General features: G+C 38.6%; 14 protein-coding genes and 1 tRNA gene. 4 read left to right on the top strand and 11 right to left on the bottom strand.

All coding sequences use genetic code 11. The features are described from left to right. Positions 1 to 34: 34 nt before the first annotated feature. Positions 35 to 1,567, bottom strand: coding sequence for a peptide MFS transporter (locus ZA05_RS07210; RefSeq protein ID WP_053990997.1), 1,533 nt, complete (start codon positions 1,565 to 1,567; stop codon positions 35 to 37). Positions 1,568 to 1,795: 228 nt separating this feature from the next. Between ZA05_RS07210 and ZA05_RS07205 the strand changes: the two genes are divergently transcribed. Beyond that, positions 1,796 to 3,112, top strand: a complete 1,317-nt coding sequence (locus ZA05_RS07205) for a hydroxymethylglutaryl-CoA reductase, degradative (protein ID WP_053990996.1) — start codon at positions 1,796 to 1,798, stop codon at positions 3,110 to 3,112. A 2-nt stretch (positions 3,113 to 3,114) separates the two neighbouring features. Next, positions 3,115 to 4,038: a GYDIA family GHMP kinase gene (locus tag ZA05_RS07200; RefSeq protein WP_053990995.1), complete on the top strand. Its 924-nt coding sequence runs from the start codon at positions 3,115 to 3,117 to the stop codon at positions 4,036 to 4,038. A 66-nt stretch (positions 4,039 to 4,104) separates the two neighbouring features. Here ZA05_RS07200 and ZA05_RS07195 read toward each other — a convergent pair whose 3' ends face one another. The 7 genes from ZA05_RS07195 to ZA05_RS07165 all read right to left on the bottom strand — a co-directional run bounded on the left by ZA05_RS07195 (position 4,105) and on the right by ZA05_RS07165 (position 11,988). Then, the gene (locus tag ZA05_RS07195; RefSeq protein ID WP_053990994.1) at positions 4,105 to 6,258 is read right to left on the bottom strand and encodes a SurA N-terminal domain-containing protein; all 2,154 of its coding nucleotides are present in this window, start codon (positions 6,256 to 6,258) and stop codon (positions 4,105 to 4,107) included. 192 nt (positions 6,259 to 6,450) lie between these two features. Beyond that, positions 6,451 to 7,740 (bottom strand): hemolysin family protein, encoded by a 1,290-nt coding sequence (locus ZA05_RS07190; RefSeq protein WP_053990993.1) that lies wholly within the window; start codon positions 7,738 to 7,740, stop codon positions 6,451 to 6,453. A gap of 6 nt (positions 7,741 to 7,746) precedes the next feature. Continuing rightward, positions 7,747 to 7,935, bottom strand: coding sequence for a hypothetical protein (locus tag ZA05_RS07185; protein ID WP_053990992.1), 189 nt, complete (start codon positions 7,933 to 7,935; stop codon positions 7,747 to 7,749). A 53-nt stretch (positions 7,936 to 7,988) separates the two neighbouring features. After that, positions 7,989 to 8,576, bottom strand: a complete 588-nt coding sequence (gene lptC, locus ZA05_RS07180) for an LPS export ABC transporter periplasmic protein LptC (RefSeq protein ID WP_053990991.1) — start codon at positions 8,574 to 8,576, stop codon at positions 7,989 to 7,991. Further along, complete coding sequence (locus ZA05_RS07175; RefSeq protein ID WP_053990990.1) at positions 8,577 to 9,959, bottom strand: M48 family metallopeptidase; 1,383 nt, start codon at positions 9,957 to 9,959, stop codon at positions 8,577 to 8,579. It abuts the gene before it with no gap. Between the two features lie 25 nt (positions 9,960 to 9,984). Continuing rightward, positions 9,985 to 11,259, bottom strand: a complete 1,275-nt coding sequence (locus tag ZA05_RS07170; protein WP_053990989.1) for a hypothetical protein — start codon at positions 11,257 to 11,259, stop codon at positions 9,985 to 9,987. After that, the gene (locus ZA05_RS07165) at positions 11,260 to 11,988 is read right to left on the bottom strand and encodes a type III pantothenate kinase (RefSeq protein WP_053990988.1); all 729 of its coding nucleotides are present in this window, start codon (positions 11,986 to 11,988) and stop codon (positions 11,260 to 11,262) included. Positions 11,989 to 12,175: 187 nt separating this feature from the next. Between ZA05_RS07165 and ZA05_RS07160 the strand changes: the two genes are divergently transcribed. Next, a tRNA-Phe gene (locus ZA05_RS07160) sits at positions 12,176 to 12,251 on the top strand. A 97-nt stretch (positions 12,252 to 12,348) separates the two neighbouring features. Here the strand turns inward: ZA05_RS07160 and ZA05_RS07155 are convergent. Genes ZA05_RS07155 through ZA05_RS07145 form a run of 3 tightly spaced genes read right to left on the bottom strand, consistent with a single transcriptional unit; the run spans position 12,349 to position 14,884 of the window. After that, entirely contained in the window at positions 12,349 to 13,332 is a 984-nt protein-coding gene (locus tag ZA05_RS07155) for an MlaD family protein (RefSeq protein WP_369793851.1), read from the bottom strand. Between the two features lie 5 nt (positions 13,333 to 13,337). Continuing rightward, positions 13,338 to 14,105, bottom strand: coding sequence for an ABC transporter ATP-binding protein (locus tag ZA05_RS07150; RefSeq protein WP_053990986.1), 768 nt, complete (start codon positions 14,103 to 14,105; stop codon positions 13,338 to 13,340). Beyond that, positions 14,102 to 14,884 carry an ABC transporter permease gene (locus ZA05_RS07145; protein WP_053990985.1) on the bottom strand — a complete coding sequence of 261 codons (783 nt, stop codon included), beginning with the start codon at positions 14,882 to 14,884 and terminating at the stop codon, positions 14,102 to 14,104. The genes ZA05_RS07150 and ZA05_RS07145 overlap by 4 nt, the downstream gene beginning before the upstream one ends. 144 nt (positions 14,885 to 15,028) lie before the next feature. Between ZA05_RS07145 and ZA05_RS07140 the strand changes: the two genes are divergently transcribed. Continuing rightward, entirely contained in the window at positions 15,029 to 15,829 is an 801-nt protein-coding gene (locus ZA05_RS07140) for a patatin-like phospholipase family protein (protein WP_053990984.1), read from the top strand. Positions 15,830 to 15,834: the final 5 nt, after the last annotated feature.

The following is a 15,834-nucleotide window of genomic DNA, read 5'->3' as shown; positions in this document are numbered from 1 at the left end:
TTTAGCTTAGTATAGTTTGGTATAACGAGAAGGCTTAAACTTCATCGCTGTGCATCATTCTTTCATTATCCTCCGCACCGTGCGTCAAACGTTTCAACGGCTTTAAAACAAGGATAAACAATGTTCCTACAATGATTGTGAAAATCAAAATTCCCAGGAACACGGTGTATTCACCAAAATCACTGGCAGACTCTCCAACAATTCCTGCTACTTTACTTCCCAATCCAGTGGCAGCAAAGTAAACTCCCATCATTAATGACGCATATTTTACCGGCGTTAATTTTGTAATGAAAGACAAAGCTACTGGTGATAGACATAACTCCCCTATTGTATGGAACAAGTAAGCCATTACCAACCAAAGCATACTTGAAGTTCCTGATTTCTCAAATTGCATCGCAGCAAATACCATAAATAGGAAACCGAAGCCCATAATGATAATACCCAAAGCCATTTTAAACAATGAAGAGGCTTCTTTACCTTTTAACTTGCGCTTCGCCCATATAGATGCTACAACCGTCGCGAAAATAATGATAAACCCAGCATTCAAACTTTGAAACATAATCGTTGGAATTTCCATCCCAAACAAAACACGATCTGTTTTAGTATCGGTATACAAGTTCATCAAACCACCTGCTTGTTCAAAGGCTCCCCAAAACACAATTACCATGATAAATGATAACAATAGCACCAAGAAACGATCTTTAAAAACCTGCGAGTCCAATTCTTTATAAATCATCATTAACAAAGCTGTAATAGCCGTAAGGAAGATAAATAGCAAACCATAGGCCCAACCTAAGGCATACCATCCGTAAAAGGAAACCAACAATAGAACCAAAGTGATTACTAATTGTTTTGGAGAACTTCCCAATTTCCCATACAATTCACCATAAGAAATCTCATCAGCCGAACCGGTACTAGGCTCATGATTACCAACCTGCGACAAGTATTTTTGTCCGTATAAATAATTCAACAACCCTAATAGCATCACAATTCCGGCCAATCCGAAACCTGCATGCCATCCATAAAATTTCACCACAATTCCAACAATAAGTGTTGCCAATAAAGACCCTAAGTTAATCCCGATATAGAAAATACTGAATCCTTTATCTCTACGGATGTCCCCTTCTTTATAAAGTCCTCCAACCATGGTGGATATATTCGGCTTCAACAAACCAACCCCGAGAATCACGAGACCAAGACCAGTGTAAAAGGCCCAAGTATCGGTGAGCACCAAAACACCATGCCCTAAACATAGAATAATGGCTCCCCATAAAACCGCTTTCTTTTGCCCAATTAATTTATCGGCAATCATCCCTCCTGGAATTGACATTACATACACCAACATGGTATACCAACCATAAAGCGCCAAGGCTTCTTGACTCGTCCAACCTAAACCAGCACCTCTTGGATCGTCTCCCATTGTGGAAGCCGTCATGTATAATACCAATATGGCTCTCATCCCATAATATGAAAAACGTTCCCACATTTCTGTAAGGAACAATATGTAAAGGCCTATTGGCTGTCCAAAAAGTTCTTTTTGGTGCGGTTTTAAAGTTGTGCTCGACATAATTTTAGTATTAATTAGAAACTATTAGTTAATTATCTGATTTTAAACAAGAAACAACACCCCAGTCAGGAAGCGGGATATATGCCTCTAAATTTTTGACAAAATATTGCCAAGTTTACTAAAAATAAAGCAAAAAGCCATCAGTATTAACAGATAAATCAGTATTGCAGCCCATCGCCTGAATTTTAAAGCTTATAATAGTATCTTTGCGTGTTAAAACATGACCTGATGAGTAAAACGATTTCCGGTTTTTCCAAACTATCCAAGTCCAAAAAAATCGATTGGTTGGTAGAAACATACTTTTCCAACAAGGAAGCAGCCAAAACCGTACTAAAGCAATATTGGAACTCCAATGATAAGCTACAACAGCTCCACGACGAGTTTATTGAAAACACCATTTCCAATTACTATTTGCCTTTGGGCGTTGCACCCAATTTTATCATCAACAGTAAAACCTATACCATCCCGATGGCCATAGAAGAGAGTTCGGTGGTGGCGGCGGCTAGTAAAGCGGCCAAATTTTGGGCAACTCGAGGCGGTTTTAAAACCGAGGTCGTTTCCACCACGAAAATAGGTCAGGTACATTTCAATTTTTCTGGTGAATTGGAGACCCTTCAAAACTATTTTGAATGGGTAAAACCAAAACTTTTGGATGCCGTAAAGCCCATCACCAAAAACATGGAAAAGCGCGGTGGTGGTATCTTGGATATCTCATTACGAGATAAAAGCGAAACTTTGGAAGGCTATTTTCAATTGCATGCCACTTTTGAAACCTTGGATGCCATGGGCGCCAATTTTATCAATTCCTGTTTAGAACAGTTTTCCAAGACCTTCACTTCGGAAGCTGCCAACTATGAAGCAGCAGCACAAGTGGATTTGGACATCCAAATCATTATGAGCATTCTTTCCAATTATGTCCCTGACTGCTTGGTAAGAGCTGAAGTAAGTTGCAACATAGAGGACTTACAGGAAGATCCTTCCATCCCTGCAGATGAATTTGCAAATAAATTTATACAGGCTGTTAAAATAGCAGAAATAGAGCCTTATAGAGCCGTTACCCACAACAAAGGCATCATGAACGGTATCGATGCCGTAGTATTGGCAACCGGGAATGATTTTAGAGCTGTTGAAGCCTGTGCACATGCTTATGCTTCCAGAAACGGACAGTACAGTAGCCTTACACACGCCAGCATTAAAGACGGAATTTTTAGGTTTTGGATAGAAATCCCTTTGGCACTGGGAACTGTTGGAGGACTTACAAGCTTACACCCATTGGTGAAATTAGCCCTAGAGATGCTACATAAACCATCTGCTAAGGAATTGATGCAAATTGTAGCCGTTGCCGGTTTGGCACAGAACTTTGCAGCCTTACGTTCTTTAACTACAACAGGCATCCAAGAAGGACATATGAAGATGCACTTAATGAATATTTTAAACCAATTTGAAGCCACCAATGAAGAAAAGGCACAGTTAGCTGCTCATTTCAAAACCCATGTGGTGACCCATAGTGCCGTAGTGGAAGCCTTAAACAAATTGAGACAATAATTGTGGAATCATTCAAGCATTATAGTCACGGAAAATTATTGCTAACCGGAGAATATGTGGTTTTGGATGGCGCATTGTCTTTGGCCATTCCAACTAAATTTGGGCAAGGTTTAATCGTAAAACCTATTGAAGAGCCAACTCTCCTTTGGAGAAGTTTAGACTATGAAGGCAATGTTTGGTTTGAAGCCACTTTCAAAGTTGAGAACAATCAAATAACATCTGTTCAGCATACTAATCAAAGTGTTAATGATCGTTTGATACAAATTTTGGAAACTGCTAAAAAATTAAATCCAGAGTTTCTCAATACCTTTAATGGTTCTGAAATAACCACCGCATTAGAGTTCCCAAACAATTGGGGACTTGGCACTTCTTCTACCTTAATCAATAATATTTCAAACTGGGCAAAAGTAGATCCTTATAAACTTTTGAAAGCAACTTTTGGAGGTAGTGGTTATGACATCGCCTGTGCTAGTCATGACACGCCTATTTTATATCAATTGGAAACAAATTCAAACGGTAGGAAAGTCACACCAGTTACCTTTAATCCTGTATTTAGCTCGCATTTATACTTTGTGCACTTGAACCAAAAGCAAAACAGCAGAGAAGGTATTGCCCATTACAAAGCCAACAGAGGAGATAATTTTTCAGCTATTTCGGAGATTAACGATATTACCAAACAAGTCTTGGCATGTGATAGCCTATCAGAATTTGAAACACTTATCAAAGCTCATGAAAGCATAATTTCCAAACTCACAAAACAGACTACGGTAGAAGAGCACCTGTTTCGCGATTTTAACGGCGCTGTAAAGAGTTTAGGGGCATGGGGAGGAGATTTTATCATGCTCACCTCTGAAGTTGACCCTCGACCTTATTTAAGCTCCAAGGGCTTTACAACCGTCTTGCCTTTTTCTGAAATGATTCTCTAAAAACCTTTATATAAAAAAAGCTCCACTTAACAGTGGAGCTTTTTTTATGCCTAAGGGAGCATTTCATTAATAGAATTTAGCTCTGTTATCTTCAATCTCAGCTGCATCTTTAAGCGCATTATACGCTTTAGATTGTACCGCATTTACTCTTGACGTTGTCAATCTGTTGGCAATTGGTTGGTAGTTATCCAAACCAGCTGCTGTCGTTACTTTGGTTACTTCCACCATGTATACACCTTTATTTCCGTCGATTAATTTAGAAGTTTCTCCTTCTTTCAATCCAAAGGCCACACCAATTACTTTTGGTTCTAAACCAGCTCCAGACAAGGTTGGGTTCTTCATATTTACAGCAGATGCCGAGCGTGTTGCCACACCTTGGTTCTTCGCTACATCAGCAACTGTTGAAGCTGAAATTTTCTCACGGATCATTTTAGCTTTCTTAGCATTTCTGATTTCAGCAATTGCAGTGGCAGAAGCATTCTCTGGAGACATTAAACCTTCTGGAGTCACTTTTACCAATTGTACCACGGCATATCCACCTCCTGGCACAGAGAAACGCTTGTAGTCCCCTACTTTAGTTTCAGCATCGTATGCCCAACGCACCATAGCTCTTTGACTACCCAAACCAGGAATATTTTCATCCAACACTTTTACACTTACAGGTTTTACTGCATAGTTGTTTTCTTTAGCTACTTCTTGGAAATCTCCTTTTTGAATCGCTACCTCAAATCTAGATGCAGAATTGAACACCTCGTCGATAGTCTCTTCTGACGGCTCAATTTTTTGAGCAATAGTCGCAACTTTAACAGCTCTAGACCTGTTCTTTTGATCCAAGATCTCTATAATGTGGTATCCAAAAGAAGTTTTAACCACATCGATATCTCCTACATTGTTCTCGAAAGAGAAAGCCTTAAATTCTGGAGCAAATGATTGGTTGTAACCAAACTCGATAACCCCTTCTTTTTCGTTGCTCACTTTATCTGAAGACAATTCCAACAAGTCAACAAACTTGCTTTGTTTTGTTTTGATCAAGTTCAAAATGCTATCTGCAGTTGCTTCTGCTTCTTCTTCGGTATCGGTAACAGAAGGATCCACTCTCGTTGCTCCAATGTAAGGCACCAAGATGTGTCTTACTTTTACTGAATCTGGCATTTGAGTCTCAGCGACAACTTTACTCAATTTAAAGAATCCATTATCCTTATAAGGACCATAAAACTCTCCAACAGGCAAGTTATAGATGCTATCTGCTGCTACAGTAGGCAATGTCGATTTGAACACAAAGCTATCATTGTATTTAATATCAGAATTTGCATTTACAAAATCTTCGATGTTTTTGGTACTTCTAAACCCGTATACAGTTTCGTTAGCTTTAGTTACTTTATTGAACTCCTCACGATCATCCAATAATTTCACCAAGTTAGCTTGAATGGCTTCCTCATCTTGTACAGAAGCTACTTCTTCAAACTGAACAAAAGCAATATCTCTGCTCTCTTCAACTTCGTACTTACCTTTGTTCTCACTGATGTATTTAGAAATATCAGATTTAGTTACTTCCACCAAACTATCAGCAATAGAAGTATAAGGTACGCTTACATATTTTAAATCTACAGTTTCATTTTCCAACATATAATCAGTTTCTGCTTCAGCTAAAGTACTAGCCACACCAGCTTTGATCATATTGAAATAAACTTGCTCCTTGGCACGTTCTGCGATTGACGCCTCGTTGTTTACCCACTCGTAGTAGTTAATTTGGAAGTTTCCTAGAGGCGCACGGTTTGGAGTATTATTTTGAATAGCCTTTAAGTTTGCAATAAATTCGTTCAACTTGTTTTCATCAAACATTCCCGCCTCATTGCTAAATTCTGGATAAGACGAAAAGTTTTGCTTCAACAAATCTCTCATTTGCTCTTTCTCTACAGACAATCCCAATTCTTCAAACTGAGCTTGCAACACTGCTTTACGCACTTCCTGCTCATACACTCTGTTCATGGTTTGTGTAGATGATGCACCTGGACCTTGCATTCTTTGCGCATTCTCCACTTTTTGCATAAACTCCTCTCTATTGATGTCGGTACCGTTTACGGTTGCTACCACATCCTGAGAGCCATTTAAGGCACCACTATTTCTGAAAAGATCCGATAATACGAAAGAAAATAATGCTAATGCTATGATTAGAATTAAAAAGAGTGAACGTTGTCTAATTTTACTTAAAACTGCCATTTTATTGTATACGTTAAAAAATATAAGTCCGCGAAAATAACGTTTTATATGAAATAATAAAAGATATATTAGGTTTTATTGTATATTTTAAATATGGCAGAAACACCTTATAAAACCTCACAAAAAGATAGGATGACGTCTCTGTAAAACCCTAAGAACAACAAACTTATCAAATCCACTAAAGTCACAAAACTATTCTTCTTCAAGAACTTTTAAGGAAACCACATCAATTTTTGTAGAAGACACCTCCAAAATGGTAAACAAGTAATTTTCTATCATCACCTGATCATTGAGTTGTGGAATCTCTTCAGTTTCGTCCACAATTAAACCTCCCAAAGTTTCATAATTTTCACCTTCAGGAAGATCCAGTTTATAGGTTTCATTGATATAGTCCACCTCCAAACGGGCGGAGAATTTAAAATGTCCATCTTCCAATTTTTCTTCAATAAGGGCCACGGTATCGTGCTCGTCTTCAATTTCACCAAAAAGTTCCTCTACAATGTCTTCAACAGTCATTATTCCCGCAGTACCGCCATATTCATCGATTACCACCGCAATACTCTTGCGCTTCTTGGTAAGGATGTTCAGCACGTCCTTTACCAACATGGTTTCCGGCACAAATTCTACAGGGAGAACTATAGATTTTAAGGAACTTGGTTTTTTGAACAATTCAAAAGAATGCACATAACCCAAAATGTCATCTATGGAATCCTTGTACACCAAAATTTTGGACAGCCCGGAAGCCGTAAAAAGGGCATTGATATTCTGGATGGTATCGTTAACTTCAACAGCAATCATTTCTGTTCTGGGCACCATGGCTTCACGCGCCTTTACCTCCGAAAACTCCAAAGCTTTTTGGAAAATCTGAATTTCGCTATCCACTTCATCATGCTCTTCCACAGATTCCATTTGCTCACTTATGTAATTGCCCAATTCCACCTTGGTCATCGCCAATTGCACGTCATCTCCATCGGTCTTGAAGAAGCGACGCAATACACTGTCGGAAATCCAAATTACAAAAGAGGATATAAACCAAAACAGCAAGTAAAAAAGATAGGCCGGAAAGGCAAAAATCTTTAGAAAGGAATTGGCGTAAATCTGAAAAAACACTTTCGGCAAAAATTCCGCGGTTATCAAGATTACAATGGTAGAAATTACCGTTTGGGAGAGCAAGCTCAAATCGGTAAGTAAATAATTTAGAAAACCATAATTAGTAGGCAACATGGACTGGAACCAATCCACCAACACATCGCCCATAACAAAACCATAAATAACCAAGGCAATATTGTTACCAATAAGCATGGTGGCAATATATTTGGATGGTTTCTCGGTAAGTCGCTTTAATATTTTAGCCAAGAAGTCGTCCTGCTTCTTCTCTATTTCAATATGGATTTTATTGGCCGATACATAGGCGATTTCCATTCCGGAAAAAAACGCCGAAAGCAATAGGGAAACTACAATGATAACGCCGTTAACGTCCATAAGGCATTACTTGTTTCTGTCTTCAAACTTCTTCCTGAAGCGGCTTCTGAAGAAAAACATAAAAACTGCCAAGCCCGCTAACAGCAAAGAGGTATAGGCTCCATTTCGGTTGGTTTCCCATTTTGAAATCCCATCATAGGCAAACAATACTGCAAATACAATATAAGCGTATTGGAAAATCTTCATTAATTTCATGAATCTTGGTGTTATTTACCCAACAAAGATAGCTAATTATTTAAGTGTAGAATTTAGTTTGAAGAGGATTCTTCAGTCTCGTCGAGATAAAGCACACCACTCATTTCGGTAATCTCGAAATTTTCGAAATTGGAATCGGAATCCAAACCATGCCCCTTGGTAAGCTCAGAACCCGAACGCAGAGTGAACTCTCCATTGGTAAACAACCATTCATTTTTTTGGTCATAATACAACTGGTCTGCATAAAGTGTGTCCTTAGAGTAGGTAGATATAACAACGTTCCCTTGAAGGTCTATAAGGTCTGTTTCATCGTACACAATGGCGTAATCTGAAACAATGACGTTTTTATTATAATCGTCATCGTATACAGTAAGATGGATGCCTTCCGGAAATTCTGTGAAAGAGAATTTTCTATTGGAAAAGTCCCACATTTTAGGACTCACCAAATTGGCTTTCATTTTTGCGGTATCACTCAATTTCTCAGTGTACTTTAAATTGATATGCTCCGCTTCGCCAATAGGTTTGTTTTGGGAAATCCCAATTTTTTGGACTTCCTTTAAATTGTTTTGACACGAAAAAAACAAGGTCACAGCAATTGCTGTGACCAGTTTTATGTTATTATATAAATGTTTCTGTTTCATTTATAAATTTGGCACTACTACACTACCATTGATCCAACAACCAATTTTAATAGTTTGTCCTGAGTTACCTTCAGTAAAGATATCTCCTTTACTTGGTGCATTACCTTCATAGCTAGCTGCTGTTTGGTTTGCTACTTTAGTCAATGTAGCATCTACCTTACCAGCTTTTCTAGCTTCTTGAGCTGCATACCAAAATACTGCACGCTTGTTAAATTGATTATCTCCACAATCATTGGCACTAGCTGCATACATAGCGGCAATGTTTAAGTGAGGTCTTCCGTTTGAAGGATTCAACTTCAAAGACTCTCTATAGTAGCTTCTAGCTTCGCTGTAACGACCCTTTTTCTTCAAGATACCACCAATTCTTTCAGCCAATCTTCCTTTTTTGTACTTATCAGTTTCCAAATCGAAAGCTTGCTTCAAGTAGTTTACTGCTTCGCTATCCTTATTTTGCTTAAACAAGATAGTTGCTACGAAATACTTAGTATCGGCAGAAGGCGCAGTAGCATCGTAAGCTTTTACCAACTCGATGTAAAGTGGATCGTCTGTACACTCTTTGTTGTACATTCTACTTACTGCTCTCTTCAACCAAACGGCATCGTTCTTATAGGTATCGAAATCTTTCTTGTACAATGGGATCAAGTTCTCACAATTTGCCAACTGTCCCAATTTACTATCAATACTTCCTCCAATTTTCTCATAGTTTTCAAGATAGTTTGTATAGTACTTTCTGTACTTCTCTTCTTTGGATGTCAAAGTTTGACCAGCCTCTTCTTTTTGAACCAACTTGTTAAGCTCTTGAGTACAGTTTTCTACTTCAGTTCCAATTTTATCAGATACGTCATCGTATTTATCAAAAACATCCTGTAACTCAACTTTACCAGCACTATGTAAATCTACAATAGTAGAGAAATACACATACAATCCTTTTGGATTTTTAAAGTTCGCTAAATCTTCCTTATATGCTCTATCAAACATATCGTAGATTTCTTGATCTGTTGCGCCCAACTCCTTTTTGTAGTCGTACATCAACAAACCTTTATCGTTAAGCACTTCTCCTAATTTGTATTTAGTAGGATAATTGGCCATACCTTCATCCCATACTTTCATCAAATCCTTGATATAACCAACTTGCTCTGCTCCTGTAGAATTGTCGATTTTATGCTTTAATATTTTTTCTCCGTAAGCATAAATAGCATAATTAAACTTAGGGCATTTAGTACGCACCTTCATCCATGGCTCATACGCCTCGTCATATTTTTTGCTCTTTACATAGTCTGAAAAGATCGTTAGGTTAGTCATGCACTCCTCATCTTGTTGAGCGAAACCTATGTTAACACTCAAAAACAGGGCAACTAATACTAAAGTTATTCTCGTTTTCATTGTTTAATTATTAATTACTGTAAATTTAGTTATATTTTCTTTTTTGGAACCATCTGTCGTTTAAAGACAAACTGATTAGTATGTTGGCGAAATTCTCCTGAACCAAATTTTGGTTTGTTGTCCCTCTTTTTCCGAACTCTAAACCAAGATTTGCATTGGAAAACACACCTCCCACAGGAAACCCTGCTCCAAAAGATATGCCAAACTCTGTGATATCTTCATCACTGATATTTAAACCTGTATGCTCAAAATGCATTCCTGCCCTATAAGTGATTCGCTTCCAGTATTTTGAAAAAGAATCATATTCTGGAATAAAAAATCCACCAAATGAGAAATTCGATCCATTTACAAAGTTAGTATTATTACTGTCTAAAAACGGATTTGAGAACACACTTGTATTTTGCATGGTATATTCTGCCCCTACAAACCACCTTCTTGGCTGTCCAATTCCAGCTCCAAATGACAGTCGAGATGGCATGGTCAAATCGGTTTCGTCCAAACCTTGCGATTCCAAATCGGCCTCAAGACTTGTTCCATCACCTGTTAAAATAGATCTGGTATTTTTTGAGGTCAACTTGCTTTCTGGCGCATAGGTAACGGAAGTCACCAACTCATAGGTTTCCTTAATTATGGTTTTATAGGTCACCCCAAAATTCACCGCAAAACCACTTAAGTTAGAGCGGTTTCTTTCTACAGTAGGGTACTGTATAAAATCTCCATTATCGAAAAAATACTCTTCTACGTTATTCTTTACATTTCCAAAGTTATAGCTAAAATCGGCTCCAACACTTAGTTTTGGCGTTATGGCATATCCTAAACCAAAATAGGTTTTATTAAGACCACCTTCTCCAGTATATTTATTGGTGATTTCTCCGTCTTCATTTTTGGACTGAATTTTATACCCCACCGAAGTGTAAGGCAATAATCCAAAACCAAAGCCAAATTTCCCCATAGGAAATGATAAGGCTAAATAATCAAAAGTTGTAGCTGTAGATCTGTCGCTCCCATTATCCGTCTGTAAATTCAAGCTTTGTTGGCTTCCGGCAATTGCAAACTTCACCGGGCGGCTTTCGTCTCTAAAGGACTTCAGGTTTGGGGTCGCGTAACTTGCAGGGTTTCTTAAATTAACATGGATACTGTCGGTATAAATACTTAGGCCTCCCATACTTCTGTTTTCCACAGTTCCCTTGAACTTCAAACTTCCAATTCCAAAAAACGAATATGGGGAAACTGTACCTTGTTGCGCATGTAATTGTAATGCAAAAGAAGCTATAAAAACTACTACAAGTTTTTTTATCATTTAGTACAAATTATGTTCTAATATAAAGTTTAAACCTTCTAAAAGAAAATTAGAGTTGGCAAATATGCCATTTTTTAATTGTTTTGACAAGAAATCTGAGTCGCCACCTGTTAAAATAACTGTTAAATCTCTATATTCCTGACGATAATCATCAACCACTCCATTAATTTCTTTTAAAACACCGCCCACTACTCCAGAGTGTATCGAGGTGCTAGTAGAATCCCCTATAAGGTCCCTTGGCATCTCCGTTTCAAGTAACGGCAAATTAGCAGTTAAATTGTTAAGCGATTTATAGCGCATCCTGATTCCTGGAGAAATAGCGCCTCCTTTATAGATGTTTTCGGCATTTGCAAAATCGTAGGTAATACAGGTACCGGCATCAATAACCAATACATTTTGTTGTGGGTAGTTTTTAACCGCAGCACTTACCAAGGCCACACGGTCTACACCCAACGTATGGGGTGTACTATAGGCATTCACAAAGGGAAGCTTGGTATCTGAATCCAAAACCAGCACTGGTAATTTGGCCCGAACCAACTTAACAATACCAGCGTCCAAATCCCCTACCGAACACAGGATACATTTCTCTAAGGCACTGTAATTTTGGAACAGCCCCTCAAACTCTGCTTCAAAATGGTCGGGATCGAAACTGCATTTAAAAATAATGTCTTCCTGTTGGAAAATGGCAAACTTTACGAAGGTATTGCCTACGTCAACAATTAAATTCATCGCTTTAAAAAGGGTAAAATTACAAAAGAACCCTGTAACAGTTTAAAAAGGCTCAAAAAAATTTCAATCCTAAACCACTAGAATTTAAGCCCTAAAAACAACAAAATTGAAAGAATTAAAATTTTTCCAATTTTATCTTTGCGAATATCAAAATTGCCCTTATATTTGCATCCGCAATTAAGCAACTGGTGCCTTAGCTCAGTTGGTAGAGCAAAGGACTGAAAATCCTTGTGTCCCTGGTTCGATTCCTGGAGGCACCACCAGCAAAAACCCGAACAACTTTGTTCGGGTTTTTTGGTTTTTGGTAGTTTCTACATTAATAATTACTACATCAAAAACACAAACCCAGAAACCTCCATGTCAATTCACATTTTTCTTGGCTGCTTTCTCCTCTTCCCTTTCCAATTTCTTAAAATAGCCCCTAAACAATATATTGTGCTTTAGCGCTTCCATGTTTTCATTAAACTTATCTGTCCCCTGTTTGATATTGTCTGCCGAAGTTTTCAAATCCTCAACCAAAGTGGTATCGTTCAAAATATAATTTAGGGTTCCCTGGCTGGATTTAATATCTTGGACCACCTGATTGATATTTCCAACAACATTTTCCATATCCCCACTCAAGGCTTCCATATTTTGCACCACGGTTTTTAGTTTTGTGCCCGAAATAGTATCGTTAAGCAACACTCCCAGCACCGATTCATCATTCGTCTTCAAGCTTTCTACCAAACCGCTCAATTTATCCATTGTAACAGAGACTCCCTGGCTAGCCATTTTGAGATTGCCGATGGTTTGCTTCAACTCCTTGGCCATAATGGTATCATTAAGCAAGACACCAATAGTTCCCTCTCCATCCACAATCCTATTGGTAATTTTTAACAAATCCGAGGTAAGTATGGCAGCATTTTCATTAGTAGTACTTAGGGTACTTAAAATATCATCTGCACTTATTTTGCTATAAGACTCTAAAACATCGCCATTCTCAACCATTGGCGAATTCCCTTTTCCCGGCACGATGTTCACTACCATATTCCCCACAAGACCATCGGCCCCAATGGTTGCAATGGCATTTTTACGGATGTGCCCAATAATCTTTTCATCCAAAGCCATGTCCACGCGAATCATAGAGTCATTAATCATATACACCCTTTTCACAGTACCAATATCCAGCCCCGAATAGCGGACATTGTTCCCATTCTTTAAACCGTTGACATTTCCAAAGTTTGCGCTTATGGTAAACGTTTTTTTAAACAGTTCCTGCCGTTGCCCAATAAGATAGACCGCCGCTATAAACAAAACAGACCCTATGATTACAAGAAGTCCTAACTGTATTTTTTTTGAATCCATAGTTTTCATACTACTTCCTTAAAAAATGCTTTCACTTTTGGGTCCTTGGAACTGGACAACTCCGCAAAGGTCCCTACCGCATAATCTACACCATCTATCAATAGAATCATCCTATCGGCAATCACTCGGGCACAATCCACATCATGGGTAATGATTAAGGACGAGGTATTGTACTGCTTCTGTACTTTTTGCATTAAGATGACAATTTCCTTGGCCGTAATAGGATCCAACCCACTGGTGGGTTCATCATAAATAATGATTTTTGGTTGCATGATTAGCGTCCTTGCCAAGGCTATACGCCGTTTCATCCCTCCCGATAATTCCGAAGGCATCAACTCGATAGCCTTTGCCAAACCAACATTTTCCAAGGCTTCTACCACTAATTTCTCTTGATTCTCCTCCCCTCCAAACTTCTTGGTATGCCAACGCATGGGAAACTTAAGATTCTCCCGCACTGTCATAGAATCGTAAAGAGCACTGCCCTGAAACAAGAAGCCAATTTCCCGTCTTAAAATATCTAATGATTCATGGTCCAACTTTGCAATGTCATTGCTCATAACCGAAATAAACCCACAGTCGGCCTCCATCAAGCCCACCAAACATTTTATCATCACAGATTTCCCAGAACCCGACTTCCCCATAACAACCAGATTTTCCCCTTGAAAGAGCTGCATGTTAAATCCGTTCAGCACATGGTTATCACCAAAGCTCTTGTGAAGATCCCTCACCTCTAGGACCACATTAGGCACTTCTATGTGATTCTGTTCCATCATAAATCATAGAAAATATCAGTCACTAAAACAGCTACAAAGTCAATAATAAACAACATTAAAGAGGTTACTACCACCGCCGAATTGGCTGCCATCCCAACACCCTCAGTTCCTTTATTACAGAAATACCCTTTATAACACCCAATAAGTCCAATGGCCAAACCAAAAAAAAAGGTTTTGATGGTAGCTGGAAAAATATCGCTGAACTCCAAAGCATCGAACACCTGATTAAAGTACAGCATAAAGGATACATTCCCTTTAACGTTCTCCACCAAATAAGAGCCAAATAGCGCAACGGCATCCCCCACAATCACCAATATGGGCAACATCAAGGTAGCCGCCAATACTCTTGTTACCACCAAATATTTAAAAGGATTAGCACCCGACACTTCCATGGCATCAATCTGTTCGGTAACCCGCATGGAACCCAATTCTGCTCCAATCCCGGACCCTATTCTTCCCGCACAAACCAGAGCCGTAATTATAGGCCCTATTTCCCTCACTATGGAAATCCCCACCATAGAAGGCATCCATGACACCGCGCCAAATTCCATTAAGGTTGGACGCGTTTGCAAGGTCAAAACCAAACCAATAATAAAGCCTGTAATCACCACCAACAACAAAGAGCGATTCCCAATATTATAACATTGCCGCAGAAGCTCTTTAAACTCAAAAGGCGTTTTAAACAACTCCTTAAAATACCTTGAAGTAAAATAAGCCATATCCCCTACCTCCATCAGAAAGGCTTTCACATGCGAGCTTATATTATTGGATTTAACCATATTACTCCCTAAATATCTATTAAAGATATAAAATTGAAAGCATCTGCAACATGATGTAAATCAATTATCAACATTGACGGTTCTCATTTTAAAAAACCAAATATCATTGTATATTTAAGCAATACTTTCCATCACACATATTTTATGAACATAGGTTTAGTACTTTCTGGCGGGGGTGTAAGAGGCGCAGCCCATATAGGAGCCATAAAAGCCCTAGAAGAATACGGCATTTTCCCAACACAAATTTCAGGCACTAGTATTGGCGCCATCGTGGGAGCATTATATGCCAATGGACATCATTGGAGCGATATCTTATATTTTTTTAAAAAGTTTCAAATTTTCGACGTCACCAAATACGCCAAAGGAAAACCTGGCCTTATTGATACCGAAAAGTTTTATGCGGAATTCAAAAACTACTTAAAGGAAGACAGTTTTGAAGCACTCCAAATACCACTTAGCATAACGGCCACAAATATTCTGGATGGCAACCTTGAAATATTCAACCAAGGAAAGCTGATCATGCCCATACTGGCCTCTGCCGCCTTTCCAGGGATTTTCGCCCCGGTGAAAATAAAAGACGATTACTATATTGATGGAGGAACACTCAATAATTTTCCAGCAGAATTATTAAAACCCCAATGCAACTGTATCATTGGAAGCTACGTGAATGGCATAGAGTCCATAAACATCAGGGATGTCAAGCACATGTTCCACATCATGGAGCGGGCCATAAAGCTAAAATCCTTTCAGGAAGATTATAGTAAATTCAATTTGTGCGATGTGGTTGTGTACCCGAAAGAACTAAGTAAATACGGTACTTTCGACAAGAAGCATGTGGACGAAATTTTCAATATAGGGTATCAAAAAACAAAAGAAATCCTAGACAATAACGAGACACTTCTCCACCAAGGCGCCGTCTCGGTTTTAAACAACAAACAAATGTAGTACCT

It is taken from the genome of Mangrovimonas sp. TPBH4 (assembly GCF_001280505.1).
In the GTDB taxonomy this organism is placed as follows: domain Bacteria; phylum Bacteroidota; class Bacteroidia; order Flavobacteriales; family Flavobacteriaceae; genus Mangrovimonas_A.
Note: the sequence above shows the minus strand (reverse complement) of the source record. Positions and strands in the feature narration are given on the sequence as shown.